The following is an 18,230-nucleotide window of genomic DNA, read 5'->3' on the forward strand; positions in this document are numbered from 1 at the left end:
TTTCCCTAGCTTTTCCCCGTGTTTTCTGCCATATACCGCCGCCATTGGATACTAAGGTCCAATACGTCCGGAAGGATCCTTTGCTGAACGACATCTCGGCTCTGGAAACATTCGGATCTGGCCGGAATTCCGGCGGTTCAACGTGTCCGGTCAACGGACCACCACTCTTTGAAAGGAAGAGCGATGTCGATTACAGCAGAGCGTAAAGCTGAGCTCATGAAGGAATTTGCGACGAAGGAAGGCGATACCGGCTCTCCGGAAGTCCAGGTAGCGATCCTGACAGAGCGCATCAACAACCTGACCGAACATTTTAAAGGGCATGGCAAGGACAACCATTCCCGTCGCGGCCTTCTGAAGATGGTTGCGCAGCGCCGGTCCCTTCTGGACTACACGCGCGGCAAGAGCGAGGAACGTTACAAGTCGCTCATCGAGCGTCTTGGCATCCGCCGCTAAGGTCTGAAAAACGAAGCGCGGTGGGCATGTTCCCGCCGCGTTTTGATTCACAGCGTTTCCTGCAAAGCCGAAAGCCGGTTTTGCGGTTCGGAAATGCATAAGAAAAGTAGCGCGTTTCCAATCGACCGCAAACGCTCTACAGAAGCTTCGTGACAAGTCATGGGGCAGGATTGCCGGCCGCTTTCGGATTCGAACTTTGAAAGCAGCCCGTTGTCTTGCCCGTGACCTGTCCGCCGGTAACCGGCCCATCCGGGGCCGACCGGGAATGTGTCTGTTCGCGATGCTGTACCGAAAGCAGCACTGGACAGGCAAATACGTAAGGACAGATGATGTTTGATATTCATCGTGTGGAAGTCGAGTGGGGCGGACGGCCGCTGATACTCGAAACAGGCAAGGTTGCCCGTCAAGCCGACGGCGCCGTTATGGCGACCTATGGCGAAACCAAGGTACTGGCGACTGTCGTTTCCGCGAAGGCGCCGCGCGCAGGACAGGATTTCTTTCCGCTGACCGTGAACTATCAGGAAAAGGCCTTTGCCGCCGGCAAGATTCCGGGCGGCTACTTCAAGCGCGAAGGCCGGCCGTCGGAGCATGAAACGCTCACCTCCCGCCTGATCGACCGCCCGATCCGCCCGTTGTTTGCAGACGGCTACAAGAACGACACCCAGGTCGTGATCACGGTTTTGTCTCATGACATGGAAAACGCACCGGACATCCTGGCATTGGTTGCAGCTTCCGCCGCACTGACGTTGTCCGGCGTTCCCTTCATGGGTCCGATCGGCGGCGCGCGCGTCGGCTTCATCGACGGCGAGTACGTTCTGAACCCGCCTGTGGACGACATGCCGGAAAGCGCTCTGGACCTTGTTGTGGCCGGCACCAATGACGCTGTTCTCATGGTTGAATCGGAAGCCAGTGAACTGGACGAAGACACCATGCTCGGCGCGGTGATGTTTGGTCACAAGGGTTTCCAGACCGTCATCGATGCGATCATCAAGCTGGCCGAAACCGCAGCCAAGGAACCGCGTGAACTGTCCATTCCGGATCACTCAGCGCTCTTTGAACAGGTCAAGTCGCTTGCAGCTGAAGAGCTCTCGGCAGCCTACAAGATCACATCAAAGACCGACCGCAAGAATGCGGTAGACGCTGCCAAGGCAAAGGTAGTTGAAGCACTGATCACGAACGCTGCAGAGGGTGAAGCACCTGAGGCCACAGTTCTTGGCGAACAGTTCAAGAAGATGGAAGCAGAGATCGTTCGTGGCGCAATCCTCGACACCAGCACGCGTATCGATGGCCGCGACCTTTCCACGGTCCGTGCAATTTCTTCGGAAGTCGGTATCCTGCCCAGGGCGCATGGATCCTCCCTGTTTACCCGTGGCGAGACCCAGGGCCTTGTGGTCGCAACGCTGGGGACAGGCGAAGACGAGCAATTCATCGATTTGCTCGAAGGCACCGTGAAGTCCCATTTCATGCTGCACTACAACTTCCCGCCCTATTCCGTCGGAGAGACCGGTCGTATGGGTTCGCCGGGACGCCGTGAAATCGGTCACGGCAAACTGGCCTGGCGTGCGATTAATCCGATGCTGCCGCAGCACCACGATTTCCCTTATACGCTTCGCGTTGTTTCGGAAATCACCGAATCCAACGGTTCTTCGTCGATGGCAACCGTTTGCGGCACCTCTCTTGCACTGATGGATGCCGGTGTGCCGCTCAAGGCGCCGGTCGCCGGTATTGCGATGGGCCTGATCAAGGACGGCGACCGTTATGCGGTTCTTTCCGACATTCTTGGTGATGAAGATCACCTTGGCGACATGGACTTCAAGGTGGCCGGTACCGAGGACGGTATCACGTCGCTCCAGATGGACATCAAGATCGACGGTATCACCGAAGAGATCATGAAAGTCGCTCTGGGTCAGGCCAAGGATGGCCGTATCCATATTCTTGGTGAAATGGCCAAGGCGATCACGGAAGCCCGCTCGGAACTCGGCGAACACGCACCGCGCATCGAAATGATGAAGATCCCGGTAGACAAGATCCGTGAAGTCATCGGCTCCGGCGGTAAAGTCATTCGTGAAATCGTCGAAAAGACCGGTGCGAAGGTCAATATCGAAGATGATGGTACCGTGAAGATCGCGTCTGCAGATGGCAAGGCTATCAAGGCAGCCGTCAACTGGATCAACTCCATCGCGGCTGAGCCGGAAGTGGGTGTGATCTATGAAGGCACCGTCGTCAAGTGCGTTGACTTCGGCGCATTCGTCAACTTCTTCGGGGCCAAGGACGGCCTGGTGCACATTTCCCAGCTTGCCCCGCGGAAGGTTGGCAAGGTCACCGATGTTGTCAAGGAAGGCGACAAGGTCTGGGTCAAGCTCATGGGCTTCGACGAGCGCGGCAAGGTTCGCCTTTCCATGAAGGTTGTCGACCAGGAAACCGGCAAGGAAATTCCGAAGGAAAACGCCGCCGAATAAGCGGCAATTCTATAAAAAAGTACGCGCGGGAGAGCTTCTCCCGCGCGTTTTTTGTTGGACTTGCCTTTGGAAAAAATTCAGGTCAACCGGCTTCTTGCGGACCCTGTCTCAGATGCAGGTGAACAACACGCATTTGCCTCTGTTGTTGAAGCTGCTATACCCGCTGGCAAACGTCGAACAAGAGGACTGGCATGAGGCAAATGCGCTTGGTTGTCGTAGGTGCAGGCGGTCGGATGGGCCGCGCGCTGACACAGGCCGTGACGGAAATGGCAGGAGCCGAGGTCGTCGCAGGCGTTGAGCGGGAAGGCTCTGAATTTCTGGGTCAGGACGTCGGGGAACTTGCCGGGGTCGGCAATATCGGTGTTCCCATATCCGATGATCCGCTGGCGGCTTTCGCGCATTCGGACGGTGTTCTGGATTTTACCACGCCCAAAGCGAGCCTCTGGTTTGCCGAATTGTCGGCCCAGGCAAGGATTGTGCATGTCATCGGCACCACAGGCTGGTCTGAAGGCGAGGACGAGCCTTTGAAGGCGGCAGCGCGGCATGCACGCATCATCAAGTCAGGCAACATGAGCCTGGGCGTGAATCTGCTTGCGAACCTTGTGCGCAAGGCCGCTGCTGCGCTGGACTCCGACTTTGACATTGAAGTCCTTGAAATGCATCACAAACACAAGGTCGATGCACCGTCGGGAACGGCCCTCCTGCTGGGGCAGGCAGCAGCGGACGGGCGCGGGATAGACCTCTCGTCTCATTCCGTTCGCTCACGCGACGGTATCATGGATCCGAGAAAGACCGGGGACATCGGCTTTGCGACGTTACGTGGCGGTTCGGTCATTGGCGAACATTCCGTCATCTTCGCCGGCGAAGGCGAGCGCATCGAATTGACCCATCGTTCGGAAGACCGGCAGTTGTTTGCACGCGGTGCCGTGAAGGCGGCGCTATGGGGATTTGACCAGAAACCCGGATTTTATTCGATGGCCGATGTTCTCGGCCTCAATGCATAACAGTGAATTTAGGGAGAAAGGCATGGAGCGCCTTCTTGTGCTTGTCCGCCACGGGCAGAGCGAATGGAACTTGAAAAACCTTTTCACCGGCTGGAAAGACCCTGGTTTGACGGAGCAGGGAGTTACTGAAGCCCACAAGGCCGGTCAGCAACTCAGGGACCTGAAGCTGACATTCGATATTGCGTTCACGTCCGTTCTGTCGCGTGCACAAAGAACGCTGGACATCATGCTGGAAGAACTTGGCCAGACCGGTCTGGAAACACTCAAGGACCAGGCTCTGAACGAGCGCGACTACGGTGACCTGACGGGCATGAACAAGGACCAGGCCCGCGAGGAGTTCGGCGAGGAACAAGTTCACATCTGGCGGCGGTCCTACGATGTCCCGCCTCCGGGCGGTGAAAGCCTGAAAATGACCGCGGAACGGGTTCTGCCCTACTACAAGTCTGAAATCCTTCCCAGAGTGCTGGAGGGCAAACGCACGCTCGTGTCCGCCCACGGCAATTCTCTGAGGTCGCTGATCATGGAACTGGAAAACCTGAGTCCCGAGGAAATTCTCAAGCGCGAACTTGGAACCGGAACACCGATCGTCTACCGCATTGACGAAAATGGCGGTGTGCTGAGTGTCCAGGATCTGGCGGACTGATCTGAACTGGAAAATTTGGAAAAAAGGCGGTCGTTGCGACCGCCTTTTTTGTGTCAGACTTCGAAACCACCCTGGGCGGCAACGTTCTTCAGGGGTTTTTCCGGCCGAGCGCCAACATGGCTGATCACGTTTGCAGCACACAGGCAGCCGAGTTCCGCAGCGTCGCCGAGCTTGTAGTCCCGAGCAAGGCCGAACAGGAAACCGGACGCGAAAAGGTCGCCGGCTCCGGTCAGGTCCACCACATTGTCGACCTCCCGCGCGGACACTTTCACTGTTTCGTTCCGGTCAAACGCCATTGCCCCGTTTTCCCCGAGCGTAAGCGCGGTCAGGGCACCCGAATCCCGTGCCGCCGCAATCGCAGTGTCCAGATCCCCGGTCTCGTAGAGCGCCTTGAGTTCGTGTTCGTTTGCGAACATCAGGTCGACGACCTTGTCTGTCAGAAGCGCCTGGAATTCGCTTCGATACCGGTCGACACAAAATGAATCGGAAAGTGTGATTGCAACCTTGCGGCCATTTGCATGGGCGACGTCAGCTGCTTTCAGGAATGCCTTCTTCGCTTCTTCCGGGTCCCACAGATATCCTTCCATATAGGTAACTGCGGAGGCCGCCACGACCGTCTCGTCGACGTCTGACGTGCCGAATTCGACGCAGGCACCAAGATAGGTATTCATGGTCCGTTCGCCGTCCGGCGTGATCAGGATCATGGAGCGAGCGGTCGGGTTGCCGTCGATCAACCGGGGCGTGTTGAAATAAACGCCCGTGCCATTCATGTCGTGAGAGTAGCTGTCACCGAGTTCGTCTTGAGCAACCTTTCCGAAATAGGCGGGGTTGCCGCCCAGAGAGGCAATGCCTGCGGCCGTGTTGCCGGCGCTCCCGCCGGAAATGCGCACGGTCTGTCCCATCTTGTCGAAAAGCCGTACGGCTTCTTCCGTATCGATCAGGCGCATCGAGCCCTTGACCAGGTTTTCCCGGACAAGGAAGTCTTCCTCGACATGGGCGAACACGTCGCAGATAGCATTGCCGATGCATAGCGCATCAAATTTCACTTCGGTCATGAATACCTCTGTTTTCGACTGCCGGTGCAGTCTCAGGAATGGGGATTGGGTCGCAGGGCGCGATTGGCTTCCGGTTCCTTGATCTTGTCGCGGAACGGACTGGCACGGTAGACGCCGAGAACGTTGAGTTCGGCGCAGAAGAAGGCAAGTTCTTCCATTGCAAGGCTCACCGCAGGGTCTTCGGGGTGACCTTCCACGTCGGCATAGAACATGGAAGCGAAAAACTGTCCTTCCAGCTGGTAGGATTCCAGCTTGGTCATGTTGACGCCGTTGGTCGCAAATCCTCCGAGTGCCTTGTAGAGCGCAGCCGGTACGTTGCGAACTCGGAAGATGAATGTCGTGATGACCGATTGACCGTTATGTGCTGCTTCGAGCTTTTCACGCGACAGGATCACGAAGCGGGTCGTGTTGTGAGCCGCGTCCTCAACGTCCCTGCGCAAGATATCAAGGCCGTAGATTTCCGCCGCCATTTCGGGGGCGAGCGCAGCCACTGTCGGATCGTCGAGTTCCGCGACCTGGCGGGCAGATCCTGCCGTATCACCTCCGACGACGGCCTTCAGGCCAAGTTCCCGAATGATGTTCCGGCACTGTCCGAGTGCGTGGATGTGGCTCTGGACTTTTTCAAGCGTTTCCAGGTTCGTTCCCCTGGTCGCCATGAGCTGAAAGCGAATCGGCATGAAATATTCGCCGATAATGTGCAGATTAGACTTGGGGAGAAGGTGGTGAATATCGGCAACGCGACCGGCAACCGAGTTTTCGATCGGAATCATGGCAAGATCTGCCGAACCGTCCGCCATCGAGGAAAAGCAGTCTTCGAAGGTGGCACAGGGGATCGCCTCATAGTCGGGGTAAACGCTGCGGCAGGCCATGTGGGAATTGGCCCCGGTTTCTCCCTGAAATACAATTCTCTTTCTGTCTGTCATCGATCTGTTCGCATTTTCGGCAATCTGGTTCATAGGGTCTGGTAGGCCGCACGGGCACGTTCCAGGTCTTCAGGTGTGTTCACATCCATGGGGGCGCTGTCAATGACTGACACGTCAATCCGCATGCCCGCTTCAAGAGCGCGCAACTGTTCCAGCTTCTCGCGAAGCTCGAGTGGCGACGGGGCAAGTTTCACGAAACGGTCGAGCGCGGTTCTGCGATAGGCGTAGATCCCGATGTGCTGGAAGAGTGGACCGTCGCCGCCCGGCGCCGTTGTGCGCGTGAAATAGAGCGCCTTGTGTTGTCCTTGACCGTTGGGTGTCGTGACGGCCTTCACGAAACTGGGGTCCTGCCGGAACCTCGGATCGGTAATTTCGGTCATTATCGTGCCAATCGAGACGTCCGGTATTGCCAGCGGGACGAAGGCGGCGCGAATCGCATTCGGCTCGATGAGCGGCACATCACCCTGCACATTCAGGATGACGTCGAAGCGGTTTTCCGGATCCAGAAGGTCGGCAGCCTCCTGAATACGGTCAGAACCTGAAACGTGATCGGCTCTGGTCATGACAGCCCGGCCACCATGATCCATGACGGCATCTGCGATCTCCTTGTCATCGCAGGCAACCGCTACCGGGCCGATATCGGATTGTTGCGCTTGCTCGAGAACGCGCACGATCATTGGTTTTCCGCAGATGTCGGCAAGAATTTTCCGTGGCAGGCGCGAAGCTGCAAGTCGTGCTGGAATTATCACCAGTGCTGAAGTCAATCGGGTCTCCATTTGGCCGGTCAGACTGTATTTCGTGTGAAAAAGACCTGCCGCGTCCGTTTGTCGTATCTGTTGTCCTTTTAAAGCTATGGACAGCAAGGTCAAAAAATTTGTAGGTTCCGGCGACTTTATAGAAGCTGATAGGGTCCGTTGCCATGGCTGCGGGCCCGGGCGCGTATGAGCTTGGAGCCGGAGAGAATGGATTCCTTCACGCTGAACAAGGCCGCTGGTGCGGTTCTGATGGTTCTTATTCTGACAATGGGTGTTGGGATCGTATCCGACATCATCTTTCACCCGACGATCCCCGGCAAGCCGGGCTACGAGATCGTGCTGGAGTCTTCACCGGATGCAACGTCGACTGTGGAAGCAGAACCTGACGTCGTGCCGATTTCAGAGCGCTTGATCGCTGCGTCCGCCACGGACGGTGCGAACGTTGCAAAGAAATGCACCGCATGTCACACGTTTGATGATGGCGGCGCCAACAAGGTCGGTCCGGCCCTTTGGGACATCGTGGGTCGCAAGCCTGGTGGCCACGAGGGTTTCCGTTATTCCTCGGCCATGACCGCTTACGGTGATGAAAATGCCGAATGGACATACGAGTCCCTGGACAACTTTCTGGCAGCGCCGAAAAAGTACATAAATGGCACGTCGATGGGTTTTGCCGGACTTCGCAAACCTGAAGACCGTGCCAACATGATTGCCTATCTCAGAGAGCAATCAGGCGCGCCGAAGCCGCTGCCGGCGGAATAGCAAGCCGGTTGAATGCCTGCGAATAATCTGGAAAGCCGGGTGAATAGCCCGGCTTTTTGTTTGGATTATAAGAAAATTTAACGAAGTTCGGGTTCCGTAGTAGGGTGACGTCTCGGCTGACGTCGGACAGGGGCCATATGGGCAGACGGCTGACGGGAAAATTTGCATTCACGTCCAATGGAGCCTGGGTGGCCTCCGTTGTAGCGATTATTTGTTTTCTGACAGGCATCGCCGTCACTGCACATGTCGGTCTTCTGGTTCGCAACGAACTTGTTTCCCAGCACAAGCAGACCGTCAGGACCGAATTGTCCGAGGCGCGAGCGCGGCTGGAAGGTGAAATCAGCCGAATTGTTGCGCATGGCCTGGGGTTCAGGGCTTTCCTTGCAGAGTTCAATGACAGGCCTTTTGTACCCGCTGACTATCAGAATATCGCCAATGAACTGTTCGCGGAAAATCCCGCGATCAGGTCGATTGGGCTGGCTCCGGACAATATTGTCCGGGCTGTATACCCGATGGAGCCGAACCAGGCAGCGCTTGGCCTGGATTACCGGTCGAACGCTTCGCAGTGGCCCGCAGTCGAACGGGCCATGAATTCAAGAGAAACCGTAATCAGCGGCCCGTTGCAGCTTGTGCAGGGCGGCCGCGCGCTCCTGATACGGATACCGGTCTATCCCGCGGCATTTGCGGACCAGCCTCTGAAGGATCGCAGCTATTGGGGTGTTGCCACGCTCGCTCTCGACGAAGAAACGCTGATGCAGGCCTCGGGCATCAATGCGGTGGTAAACGGAACCAGCTTGTCCATCGTTGATGGGGACGCAGGTGACGCGGCCTCAAAGGTTCTGTTCGGAAATCTGCCGCCCGAAGGAACGGATTTTGTTTCACTGCCGCTGTTTCTGCCCGGAGGACTGAACTGGAAACTTCTGGGCTACCCGAAGGAAGGCTGGTCGAGTACGGGCAAGCAGGTCTGGATCACACAGTTTGTCGGCAGTCTGATCTCGTTGATATTCGGTGTAATGGCATTCCTTCTGATCAGTGAAATCTACAAGGTCAGATCAATGGCACTGCATGATCCGCTGACAGGACTTGCCAACAGGCGCCTTCTCGAAGAGCGCATGTATCAACTTGCGGCCATGTGTGAGCGATCCGGTGTCGGATTCGAGATATTTTACGTGGACCTGGATGCTTTCAAGCCGGTCAACGACAACTATGGCCACTCGGTTGGTGATCAGCTCCTGATAGCGGTCGGTGACCGGTTGCAGAGCCAGACACGGCAATATGATACCGTTGCAAGAGTTGGCGGTGATGAATTTATCGTCCTGACCCCCGGGAGCATGCGGCGGCTTGAAAGGGAGGCTTTTGTGACACGCTTGTCGGAGCGCGTTTCGAAGGATTTCGAGTTCTCGGGGACCTTCATTGACGTCAGGGCGAGCATCGGAAGTGCCAGCTTTCCAAAGGACGCGATGACAGTCGAGGATCTGCTGCGTGTAGCAGACGGACGCATGTATGCTCAGAAGGCCAAATCCAAGCAGGCATCAGCTGACATTCGCGAAGACGGCGTTCCCCAAGCCGGTTAAATTTCTGTCATAATGGAAACCAGCACGTGACGTTTGACCGACCGGTCCCTACACTGGTCTCAAAGCGGCCCTATAAATTTGGGGGCAGTGAGATGGAATGGCACGGAGAAACCGATAGTGATTGGACGGCGCGCATGGAAAGCGACGGCTGCAATAGCAGTTTTCGCGGGTGTTTTATCTGTCACGGCCCTGGCCGCTTTGCCGGCAAAAGCGGAAGAGCCTGAATGGCATCATGCATCGGCCCTGAACGGTACTCCCAAATACGCAGCCGACGTTCCACATTTCGACTACGTCAACCCCGAAGCACCCAAGGCTGGGTCGGTGCGCCTTGCCAGACGAGGCGGGTTTGACACGTTTAACATCATTCCACCCAAGGGAAATATCGCTCCCGGCATCCAGAATATTTACGAGAGCCTCATGGAGCCCTCTCTGGATGAAGATGACATCAGCGCCCAATACGGCGCGCTTGCAGATGCCGTCAGGTTTCCGGACGACTATTCCTGGGTGGAATATCGGCTCAACCCAGAGGCCAAATGGCACGATGGCGAGCCGGTGAAGGTCGAGGACGTGATCTGGTCTTTCAAAAAGTCGACAGAACTCGATCCGCAAAGAAAATATTACTATAAAAACGTGACAAGTGCCGAACCTGTTGGTGACAGTGTTGTCAGGTTCACGTTCGATACAGCCGGCAATCGCGAACTGCCAAAAATAATGGGGCAACTCATTGTCCTGCCAAGGCACTGGTGGGAAGGGACCAACGAAAAAGGCGAAAAACGCGACATCTCCAAGGGAACGCTGGAAGTGCCGCTGGGGTCGGGCCAGTACCGGATCAAGGGGTTTTCGCCGAACAGAAGCGTGACCTATGAACGGGTCGAGGACTATTGGGGCAAGGATCTGCCAATCAGGGTCGGAACCGGCAACTTCGACGAGCTTCGCTATATCGTTTTTCTCGACGATTCTGTTCAGTTTGAAGCCTTCAAGGGCGATCAGTACGACTATCATGTCGAGCGCAGTTCCAGCCAATGGGCAAAACGCTACAGCTTTCCTGCGATCGAGGATGGCCGGGTGGTCAAGGAAGTTTTTCCGGACAAATCCTCCGGTGTCATGCAGGGCTTCTTTCTGAACCTGCGCCGCGACAAATTTCGAGATCCGGACGTTCGCCGGGCACTGAACTATGCATACGATTTCGAAACCACAAACAAGATCGTCTCTGCAAACCTTCTGAAGCGAATCAATTCCTATTTTTCCGGAACGGAACTTGCCTCTTCAGGATTGCCTGAGGGCAAGGAGCTGGAAATTCTCGAGGAAGTCAGGGACCAGGTTCCGCCTGAAGTCTTTACCGAGGAGTTCAGGAACCCTGTTGGCGGCGATCCGCGCAAGGTCAGAACCAATCTGCGTGAGGCCGTCAATCTGTTCCGCAAGGCCGGGTACGAGCTGAAAGATCGCAAGATGATCGATCCGGCGACAGGTGAACAGCTAAGCATCGAGTTTCTCTATCGCGACAAGGGAGCCGAGCGCACGTTGTTGCCTTACGCCAAGAACCTGGAAGCGATCGGGGTGAAGCCGATCCTGCGCATTGTCGATCCGTCGCAATTCATCAACCGCATTCGCAGCCGGGATTTCGATGCCACGACACTTGCAATCAGACAGTCGCTGTCGCCCGGCAACGAGCAGCGTGAGTACTGGGGATCGGAAGCAGCCGATATTCCGAGTTCGGCAAACCGCATGGGTATCAAGAACCCGGCGGTGGATCATCTGATCGACAAGATCATCTTTGCCGAGGATCGTGAAACGCTTGTGGCAGCGACCCATGCATTGGACCGGGTGCTCCTGTGGAACCACTATCTGGTACCTCAGTTCTATACGGACGAAACCAGGACAGCCCGCTGGAATCGCTTCGCGCACCCGGAGGAAATGCCGGAATTCAGCACAGGGTTCCCGGCAATATGGTGGTACGATCAGGCGTTGGCCGACAAGACGGGAGCAGCCAGATGAGCAACACGTCTACGCCCTCGCGCCGACAACTCCTGAAACTGACCGGAGCTGCCGCCGTTGCCGTCTCCGTCCCGTTCGTGCCGGGTGTGACCCGGCTGGCATCCGGAACCGAGACCGGTCAGGCCCGTCACGGTCTCTCCGTGTTCGGTGATCTGAAATACGGTCCGGATTTCACCCATTTCGACTATGCCAACCCGGAAGCCCCGCAAGGTGGAAAATTCATCTTTACGGCGCCGTCATGGGGCTACAATCAGAATCCTCTGACCTACAACACCTTCAATTCCTTTATCCTCAAAGGCGATGCGCCGCCGCGCATGGAACTGTGTTTCGACACACTCATGGTGCGCGCGTTCGACGAGCCGGACGCAATGTACGGACTGGTCGCCGAAACCGTCGAGATTTCCGAAGACGGAAACACCTACATATTCAACCTGCGGCCTGAAGCCAGATTTCATGATGGCTCCAAGCTGACCGCCGAGGATGTCGCGTTTTCGCTGATGTTGCTGAAGGGAGACGGGCATCCCCAGATCAGTCAGAACATTCAGGAGCTTCAGGATACAGAGGTTCTGGACGAGCACCGTGTGGCAGTTCATTTCACCGGAAATCAGTCGCGCCAGATGCCGCTTTTCGTGGCTGCCTTGCCCATATTCTCCAAGAGATATTATACGCGTTACGACTTCAGCCAGAGTACCCTGACGGCTCCGCTGTCTTCAGGCGCCTACAAGGTCGGCAAACACGCTGTCGGCCGCTATGTCGAGTATCAGCGCTTTCCCGACTATTGGGGCAACGACCTGCCGGTCCTGAAGGGCCAGAAGAATTTCGACATCGTCCGCATAGATTTCTACCGCGATCGCCAGGTGTCCTTCGAAGCCTTCAAGAAAGGCGAGATGAACTACCGAGAAGAGTTCTTTTCGAAGATCTGGGCATCCGAATACAACTTCCCTGCTTTTGAGGAAGGCCGCGTCGTCAAACGGGAGTTTCCCGACGGTCGCCCCTCCGGTGCACAAGGATGGTTCATCAACACGCGGCGCGAAAAATTCAAGGATCCGGATGTCCGGCGAGCGCTCAGCTACGCTTTCGATTTCGAGTGGTCGAACAAGAACCTGTTCTTTGGTGTCTATCAGCGGACCCAGTCATTCTTTGAAAATTCCGAGATGAAGGCGGAAGGAATGCCTGGACCGCAAGAGCTGAAGCTCTTGGATCCATTTCGCGATCAGCTCCCTGAAAGCGTTTTCGGCGAGCCCTACATTCAGCCGGTCAGCAACGGTTCGGGAAGTGACCGAAGCCTGCTGCGCGAAGCCGGCAGGTTGTTCAAGCAGGCGGGCTTTGAACGGCAGGGCGGTGAGTTGATCGGACCTGACGGCACCCAGTTGACCATCGAGTTCCTGAACAACTCGCCGTCATTCGAACGCATCATACTGCCATACATCAAGAACCTCGAAAGACTGGGGATCAAGGCTACGTTCCGGCTCGTTGATGCGGCCCAATACCAGTCTCGCCTGAACGACTACGATTTCGACATCTGTTCGCGCCGGTATTCGCTGACACCGACGCTGTCGGAGTCGATCAGGACATTTTGGGGATCGGAAGCGGCGAAGATACCGGGAACCAGTAACATTGCCGGGATCTCCGATCCGGTGATCGACGCGCTTCTGGACAAGGCGCTCGAAGCGCAGACGCGCGAGGACATGAACGTTGCGGCCAGAGCGCTCGATCGCGTGCTCAGATCCGGACACTACTGGGTGCCGCAATGGACCAAACCGATCCACACGGTCGCCTTGTGGGATATGTTCGGATATCCCGCCGAGCCGCCACGCTACGATTTTCCCGTAGAAGATCTGTGGTGGATAGATCAGGAAAAAGCGGAAAAACTCGGCAAAGCCGGTTAATCTGCCAGGATGACCTGAGCCCGCTTCAGAAGGCCAAAGAAAAGGGAACGCACAAACCCCATGGGCGCCTATATCCTTCGCCGATTGCTGTTGATGATACCGACGCTGGTCGGGATCATGGCGGTCAATTTCGTGATTATCCAATTCGCTCCAGGCGGTCCGGTCGAACGTGTCATTGCGCAATTGCAGGGAACAGACGTATCTGCCAGTTCGCGGATTGGCGGCGGAGGCAGCGATTTTGCCGGTACCGGCAATGATGCCTCGGGTGGGTCAGGCTCGGCGGCTGACAGCGTCACGTCCAAATACCGTGGCGCGCAAGGCCTTGACCCGGAGTTCATCGCGCAGCTTGAAAAGCAATTCGGGTTCGACAAACCACCTCTGGAGCGTTTTTTGACCATGCTCTGGAATTATGCCCGTTTCGACTTCGGTGAGAGTTACTTCCGGGACATAGACATTCTGGACCTGATCAAGGAAAAACTCCCGGTTTCGGTGTCCCTTGGCCTATGGATCACTTTCATTTCCTACATCGTTTCCATCCCGCTCGGCATTCGAAAGGCGGTGAGTGACGGGTCGCGCTTCGATGTCTGGACATCGGGCGTGATCGTTGTGGGATACGCGATTCCCGGCTTCCTTTTTGCGATCCTGCTGATCGTTCTGTTCGCCGGAGGAACCTTCTGGGACATATTCCCGCTAAGAGGGCTTGTATCCGACAATTGGTCGGAACTGTCCTGGCCCGAGCGGATCGTGGACTATCTGTGGCATCTGGTGCTGCCGTTGACCGCGATGGTACTTTCCGCTTTCGCAACGACGACCCTTTTGACGAAAAACTCGTTTCTTGATGAGATCAGAAAGCAATATGTGGTCACGGCGCGCGCCAAGGGGCTGACGGAGAAACAGGTTCTCTACGGCCACGTCTTCAGAAATGCCATGCTGATCATCGTCGCCGGCTTTCCGGGGGCATTTATCTCCGCCTTCTTTGCCGGTTCCCTGTTGATCGAGACGGTCTTCGCGCTGGATGGGCTTGGTCTTCTCGGGTTTGAGTCCGTTCTGGGTCGGGATTACGCGGTGGTTTTTGCGATCGCCTATATTTTCGGTCTGATGGCCCTGGTCATCGGTCTGATTTCAGACCTCACCTACACCTGGATCGATCCCCGGATCGACTTTGAGAGCAGGGAGGTCTGATCCATGGATTCGCAAGCTCGCGACGAGTTGGAAACCGCCGGATACGATGTCTACAATCCCTTGCCGGAGGAAACGGTTCCACCACCGGTGAAGATGCGCATGTCGCCCATCAACCAGCGGCGTCTGGCAAACTTCAAGGCAAACAAGCGCGGCTACTGGTCGCTTTGGATTTTTCTGGTCCTGTTCGTCCTGACGCTTTTTGCGGATTTTCTGGCGAATGATCGGCCGGTGCTGGTCTATTTCAAGGGCGATTTCCTGTTCCCGACCGTGATCGACTACCCCGAAGACAGGTTTTATGACGATGAACTGGCATTGGCGGTGACCGACTATCGGGATCCCTTTATCCAGGACCTGATCAACGAGGACGGCTGGATGATCTGGCCGCCGGTGCGCTACAACTACAGAACCGTCAATCGGGAAATACCCACCACGGCGCCAACGCCTCCGTCCTGGACGATGGACAAAGAAACCCGCTGCAAGCAGTACCCGCTGGGCGTTGATGATCCGAACTGCATCATCGGAAACTGGAACTGGCTTGGAACGGATGATCAGGCGCGTGATGTGCTGGCCCGTGTGATCTATGGATTCAGGGTGTCGGTTCTCTTCGGGCTTGTCCTGACACTCGCATCATCGGTCATCGGCATCGCGGCAGGTGCGGTACAGGGCTACTACGGCGGCCTGATTGACCTTCTCTCGCAGCGATTCATCGAAATCTGGACCGCAGTGCCCTCCCTTTACCTGATCATGATCGTATCCTCGTTTTTCATACCCGGGTTCTGGACTCTGTTCCTGATCCTGCTGGCGTTTTCCTGGGTTGCGCTCGTTGGTGTCGTTCGGGCTGAATTCCTCCGGGGAAGAAACTTCGAATATATTGCGGCGGCGCGTGCACTGGGTGTCTCCAACCCGGTCATCATGTGGCGACATCTGTTGCCCAACGCCATGGTCGCAACGCTCACCTTCATGCCCTTCATTTTGAATGGGTCGATCTCCACGCTGACCGCACTCGACTTTCTCGGATTCGGCCTTCCGGCGGGTTCGGCATCCCTCGGCGAAATGATGGCACAGGGCAAGAACAACCTGAGCGCACCCTGGCTAGGCATTTCCGGCTTTGTGGTGATCTCCTTGATGCTCAGTCTGCTGATCTTTATCGGTGAGGCCGTGCGCGATGCGTTCGACCCACGCAAAACGTTGGCTTGAGAGGGTGAACATGACTGACAAGGCCCTCATTTCCGTAAAAGACCTGTCGGTCGCCTTTACCCAGGGCGACGAAAAAACGCTGGCGGTCGACCGGATTTCCTTCGATATCAAAAAAGGCGAGACAGTTGCTCTTGTCGGTGAAAGCGGATCCGGAAAGTCCGTGACCGCACTTTCGGTCCTGAAACTGCTTCCCTATCCCTCGGCCTCACACCCGGCAGGTGAAATCCTGATGAACGGTCAGGACATGCTGAAGGCAGACGACAGCGAAATGCGCAAGATCCGCGGCAACGCTGTTTCGATGATTTTTCAGGAACCGATGACATCGCTCAATCCGCTTCATTCGGTCGAACGGCAGATATCGGAAATCCTGAAGATACACCGTGGCATGGGTGAGACGCAGGCGCGTCAGCGGGTGCTGGAGTTGCTCAACCAGGTCGGCATCCGCGAACCGGAAAAGAGACTCAAGTCGTTTCCGCACCAGCTTTCCGGCGGTCAGCGTCAACGCGTCATGATTGCTATGGCGCTCGCCAATGAGCCGGAACTCCTGATTGCCGATGAACCGACAACGGCGCTCGACGTTACCGTCCAGGCGCAGATCCTGGAGCTTCTGAAGCAGATCCAGCGCCAGCAGGGCATGGCCATGCTGTTCATCACGCACGACTTGGGCATCGTGAGGAAGTTCTCGGACCGCGTCTGTGTCATGACCGACGGCAAGATCGTCGAACAGGGGCCGGTCGCCGACATTTTCGAGCGCCCGCAACACGATTACACGAAACACCTGCTTGCCGCTGAGCCGAAAGGCGAGCCGCCGGCAACAGATAATTCCAAACCGATCGTTGTGCAGGCGGATGATTTGAAGGTCTGGTTTCCGGTCAAGCGGGGACTGTTGCGCAAGACAGTCGATCACATCAAGGCGGTCGACGGCATCGATGTGAAGGTGAGGCAGGGCCAGACGCTCGGCATTGTCGGCGAAAGCGGGTCCGGCAAGACGACACTCGGCCTTGCCATCCTTAGGATGATTTCCTCAACCGGCCGTATTTCCTTCAGCGGTCAGGACATCCAGGAAAATTCCTGGAAGGAGATGCGCCCCCTGCGGCGCGACATGCAAATCGTGTTTCAGGACCCGTTCGGAGCGCTCTCGCCCCGCATGTCGGTCGCCGATATTGTCGGCGAAGGTCTCAAGGTGCATTTTCCGCGTATTTCTGCTGAAGAACGGGACCGCAAGGTTGCCTCAACACTTGAGGAAGTTGGACTGGACGCGTCGACCCGCAATCGATATCCGCATGAATTTTCCGGTGGCCAGCGTCAGCGCATTTCGATTGCACGCGCCATGGTTCTGGAGCCGAAATTCGTGATGCTGGATGAACCCACCTCTGCGCTCGACATGAGCGTGCAGGCCCAGGTCGTCGATCTGCTCAGGGACCTTCAGAAAGCGCATGGCCTTGCTTATCTGTTCATCTCGCACGACCTCAAGGTGGTGCGCGCCCTTGCCAACGAAGTGATCGTGATGCGGCAGGGCAAGGTCGTGGAGTCCGGTCCCTCGGAACAGATTTTCGACGCGCCGCAGACCGACTATACCAAGGCCCTGATGGCAGCCGCATTCCGTCTGGAAACTGCTCCGGAAGGCGTGGTGAACGCCTGACACCATCGTTCAATTCATCTCCGGCAGTTCCGGTTTGTCACAAGGGAGGAGACCCGGTGTGTCTGCGTCCGGTGCATCGGCCATGACTTCCACCAGGTCAACATCCCGCATCAACGGAACATAGCTGCCGAGTTCTGACGTCTTCAGATAAGTGCTCACCGGAATTTTTCCCGGCATTTGCCGGGAGACACGGCATCCTGACACGCTGACCGACATGTTTCCTTCCATCGTTTCGCGTTCTGCTTTTGACTTCGATAGCATGAACTCCTGGAAGCTTCTGAAAAACGCGATGTTTTCAGGCGGAATCCGGTAAATGCCGATCCGCGTGCCGTCTCTTAGTTCCGCGCCGAGTTCCGCCTTTTCTGCATTTGATATCAGTTCCTCGAAAGCGACTTTTTCCTCCAGCACCAGCACGCCGTCTGATTTCGTCCTGACCGTAAGGTGCATTCCGGCGGCGCCCACGGGAATATTGATACCGTCTGGATATCGGACCGCCACACGAATGCCGTCCGGGTCGGTCTTGAGCAGATCGAAATCTCTCAATTTGACCATGGTGGCCAACGGAACATGACTGCAGGCCACAGCCAAAAGTCCCAGGAGGGGAAGCAGAAGAAGGATCCTGAGGACCATTCTGGTCTTTGAATGCGGGAAAGGCATTGATCGAATCCGTGGTTGGGTGTTTCTTCAGGCGCTGAAATTC

Annotated in this window: 15 protein-coding genes; 11 read left to right on the forward strand and 4 right to left on the reverse strand. The window is 56.4% G+C overall.

Annotated features, from left to right (window positions below):
* Positions 1 to 183: 183 nt before the first annotated feature.
* The 4 genes from rpsO (at position 184) to ACO6TI_RS08295 (ending at position 4,559) form a co-directional block, all read left to right on the forward strand.
* Positions 184 to 453: a 30S ribosomal protein S15 gene (gene rpsO / locus ACO6TI_RS08280; RefSeq protein WP_055119153.1), complete on the forward strand. Its 270-nt coding sequence runs from the start codon at positions 184 to 186 to the stop codon at positions 451 to 453.
* Positions 454 to 782: 329 nt separating this feature from the next.
* Entirely contained in the window at positions 783 to 2,912 is a 2,130-nt protein-coding gene (pnp, locus tag ACO6TI_RS08285) for a polyribonucleotide nucleotidyltransferase (protein ID WP_104701825.1), read from the forward strand.
* A gap of 191 nt (positions 2,913 to 3,103) precedes the next feature.
* Positions 3,104 to 3,916 (forward strand): 4-hydroxy-tetrahydrodipicolinate reductase, encoded by an 813-nt coding sequence (dapB, locus tag ACO6TI_RS08290; RefSeq protein ID WP_422384739.1) that lies wholly within the window; start codon positions 3,104 to 3,106, stop codon positions 3,914 to 3,916.
* Between the two features lie 22 nt (positions 3,917 to 3,938).
* On the forward strand, positions 3,939 to 4,559 hold the full coding sequence (locus ACO6TI_RS08295; RefSeq protein WP_055119157.1) for a 2,3-bisphosphoglycerate-dependent phosphoglycerate mutase: 621 nt from the start codon (positions 3,939 to 3,941) through the stop codon (positions 4,557 to 4,559).
* 53 nt (positions 4,560 to 4,612) lie between these two features.
* Here ACO6TI_RS08295 and ACO6TI_RS08300 read toward each other — a convergent pair whose 3' ends face one another.
* From ACO6TI_RS08300 to ACO6TI_RS08310, 3 genes are read right to left on the reverse strand one after another with little or no spacing between them, the layout of a single operon-like run.
* Complete coding sequence (locus tag ACO6TI_RS08300) at positions 4,613 to 5,614, reverse strand: adenosine kinase (protein WP_055119160.1); 1,002 nt, start codon at positions 5,612 to 5,614, stop codon at positions 4,613 to 4,615.
* A 32-nt stretch (positions 5,615 to 5,646) separates the two neighbouring features.
* On the reverse strand, positions 5,647 to 6,537 hold the full coding sequence (locus ACO6TI_RS08305) for a prephenate dehydratase (RefSeq protein ID WP_104701826.1): 891 nt from the start codon (positions 6,535 to 6,537) through the stop codon (positions 5,647 to 5,649).
* A 29-nt stretch (positions 6,538 to 6,566) separates the two neighbouring features.
* Positions 6,567 to 7,313, reverse strand: a complete 747-nt coding sequence (locus ACO6TI_RS08310) for a 3-deoxy-manno-octulosonate cytidylyltransferase (protein WP_104701377.1) — start codon at positions 7,311 to 7,313, stop codon at positions 6,567 to 6,569.
* Between the two features lie 186 nt (positions 7,314 to 7,499).
* Here ACO6TI_RS08310 and ACO6TI_RS08315 point away from each other — a divergent pair, with 186 nt between their 5' ends.
* The 7 genes from ACO6TI_RS08315 to ACO6TI_RS08345 all read left to right on the forward strand — a co-directional run bounded on the left by ACO6TI_RS08315 (position 7,500) and on the right by ACO6TI_RS08345 (position 17,530).
* On the forward strand, positions 7,500 to 8,051 hold the full coding sequence (locus tag ACO6TI_RS08315; protein WP_104701378.1) for a c-type cytochrome: 552 nt from the start codon (positions 7,500 to 7,502) through the stop codon (positions 8,049 to 8,051).
* Between the two features lie 188 nt (positions 8,052 to 8,239).
* The gene (locus ACO6TI_RS08320; protein ID WP_209003454.1) at positions 8,240 to 9,625 is read left to right on the forward strand and encodes a diguanylate cyclase; all 1,386 of its coding nucleotides are present in this window, start codon (positions 8,240 to 8,242) and stop codon (positions 9,623 to 9,625) included.
* 114 nt (positions 9,626 to 9,739) lie between these two features.
* Positions 9,740 to 11,620 carry an extracellular solute-binding protein gene (locus tag ACO6TI_RS08325; protein WP_422385303.1) on the forward strand — a complete coding sequence of 627 codons (1,881 nt, stop codon included), beginning with the start codon at positions 9,740 to 9,742 and terminating at the stop codon, positions 11,618 to 11,620.
* Entirely contained in the window at positions 11,617 to 13,509 is a 1,893-nt protein-coding gene (locus ACO6TI_RS08330; protein ID WP_196898694.1) for an extracellular solute-binding protein, read from the forward strand. The genes ACO6TI_RS08325 and ACO6TI_RS08330 overlap by 4 nt, the downstream gene beginning before the upstream one ends.
* A 60-nt stretch (positions 13,510 to 13,569) precedes the next feature.
* On the forward strand, positions 13,570 to 14,691 hold the full coding sequence (locus tag ACO6TI_RS08335; protein WP_055119169.1) for a microcin C ABC transporter permease YejB: 1,122 nt from the start codon (positions 13,570 to 13,572) through the stop codon (positions 14,689 to 14,691).
* 93 nt (positions 14,692 to 14,784) lie between these two features.
* On the forward strand, positions 14,785 to 15,888 hold the full coding sequence (locus ACO6TI_RS08340) for an ABC transporter permease (RefSeq protein ID WP_208992845.1): 1,104 nt from the start codon (positions 14,785 to 14,787) through the stop codon (positions 15,886 to 15,888).
* Between the two features lie 10 nt (positions 15,889 to 15,898).
* Positions 15,899 to 17,530 (forward strand): ABC transporter ATP-binding protein, encoded by a 1,632-nt coding sequence (locus tag ACO6TI_RS08345; protein ID WP_196878163.1) that lies wholly within the window; start codon positions 15,899 to 15,901, stop codon positions 17,528 to 17,530.
* 9 nt (positions 17,531 to 17,539) lie between these two features.
* Here ACO6TI_RS08345 and ACO6TI_RS08350 read toward each other — a convergent pair whose 3' ends face one another.
* Positions 17,540 to 18,160, reverse strand: a complete 621-nt coding sequence (locus ACO6TI_RS08350; protein WP_422384740.1) for a hypothetical protein — start codon at positions 18,158 to 18,160, stop codon at positions 17,540 to 17,542.
* Between the last annotated feature and the right edge of the window lie 70 nt (positions 18,161 to 18,230).

The organism is Roseibium album (genome assembly GCF_965233825.1).
Lineage (GTDB): Bacteria > Pseudomonadota > Alphaproteobacteria > Rhizobiales > Stappiaceae > Roseibium > Roseibium album.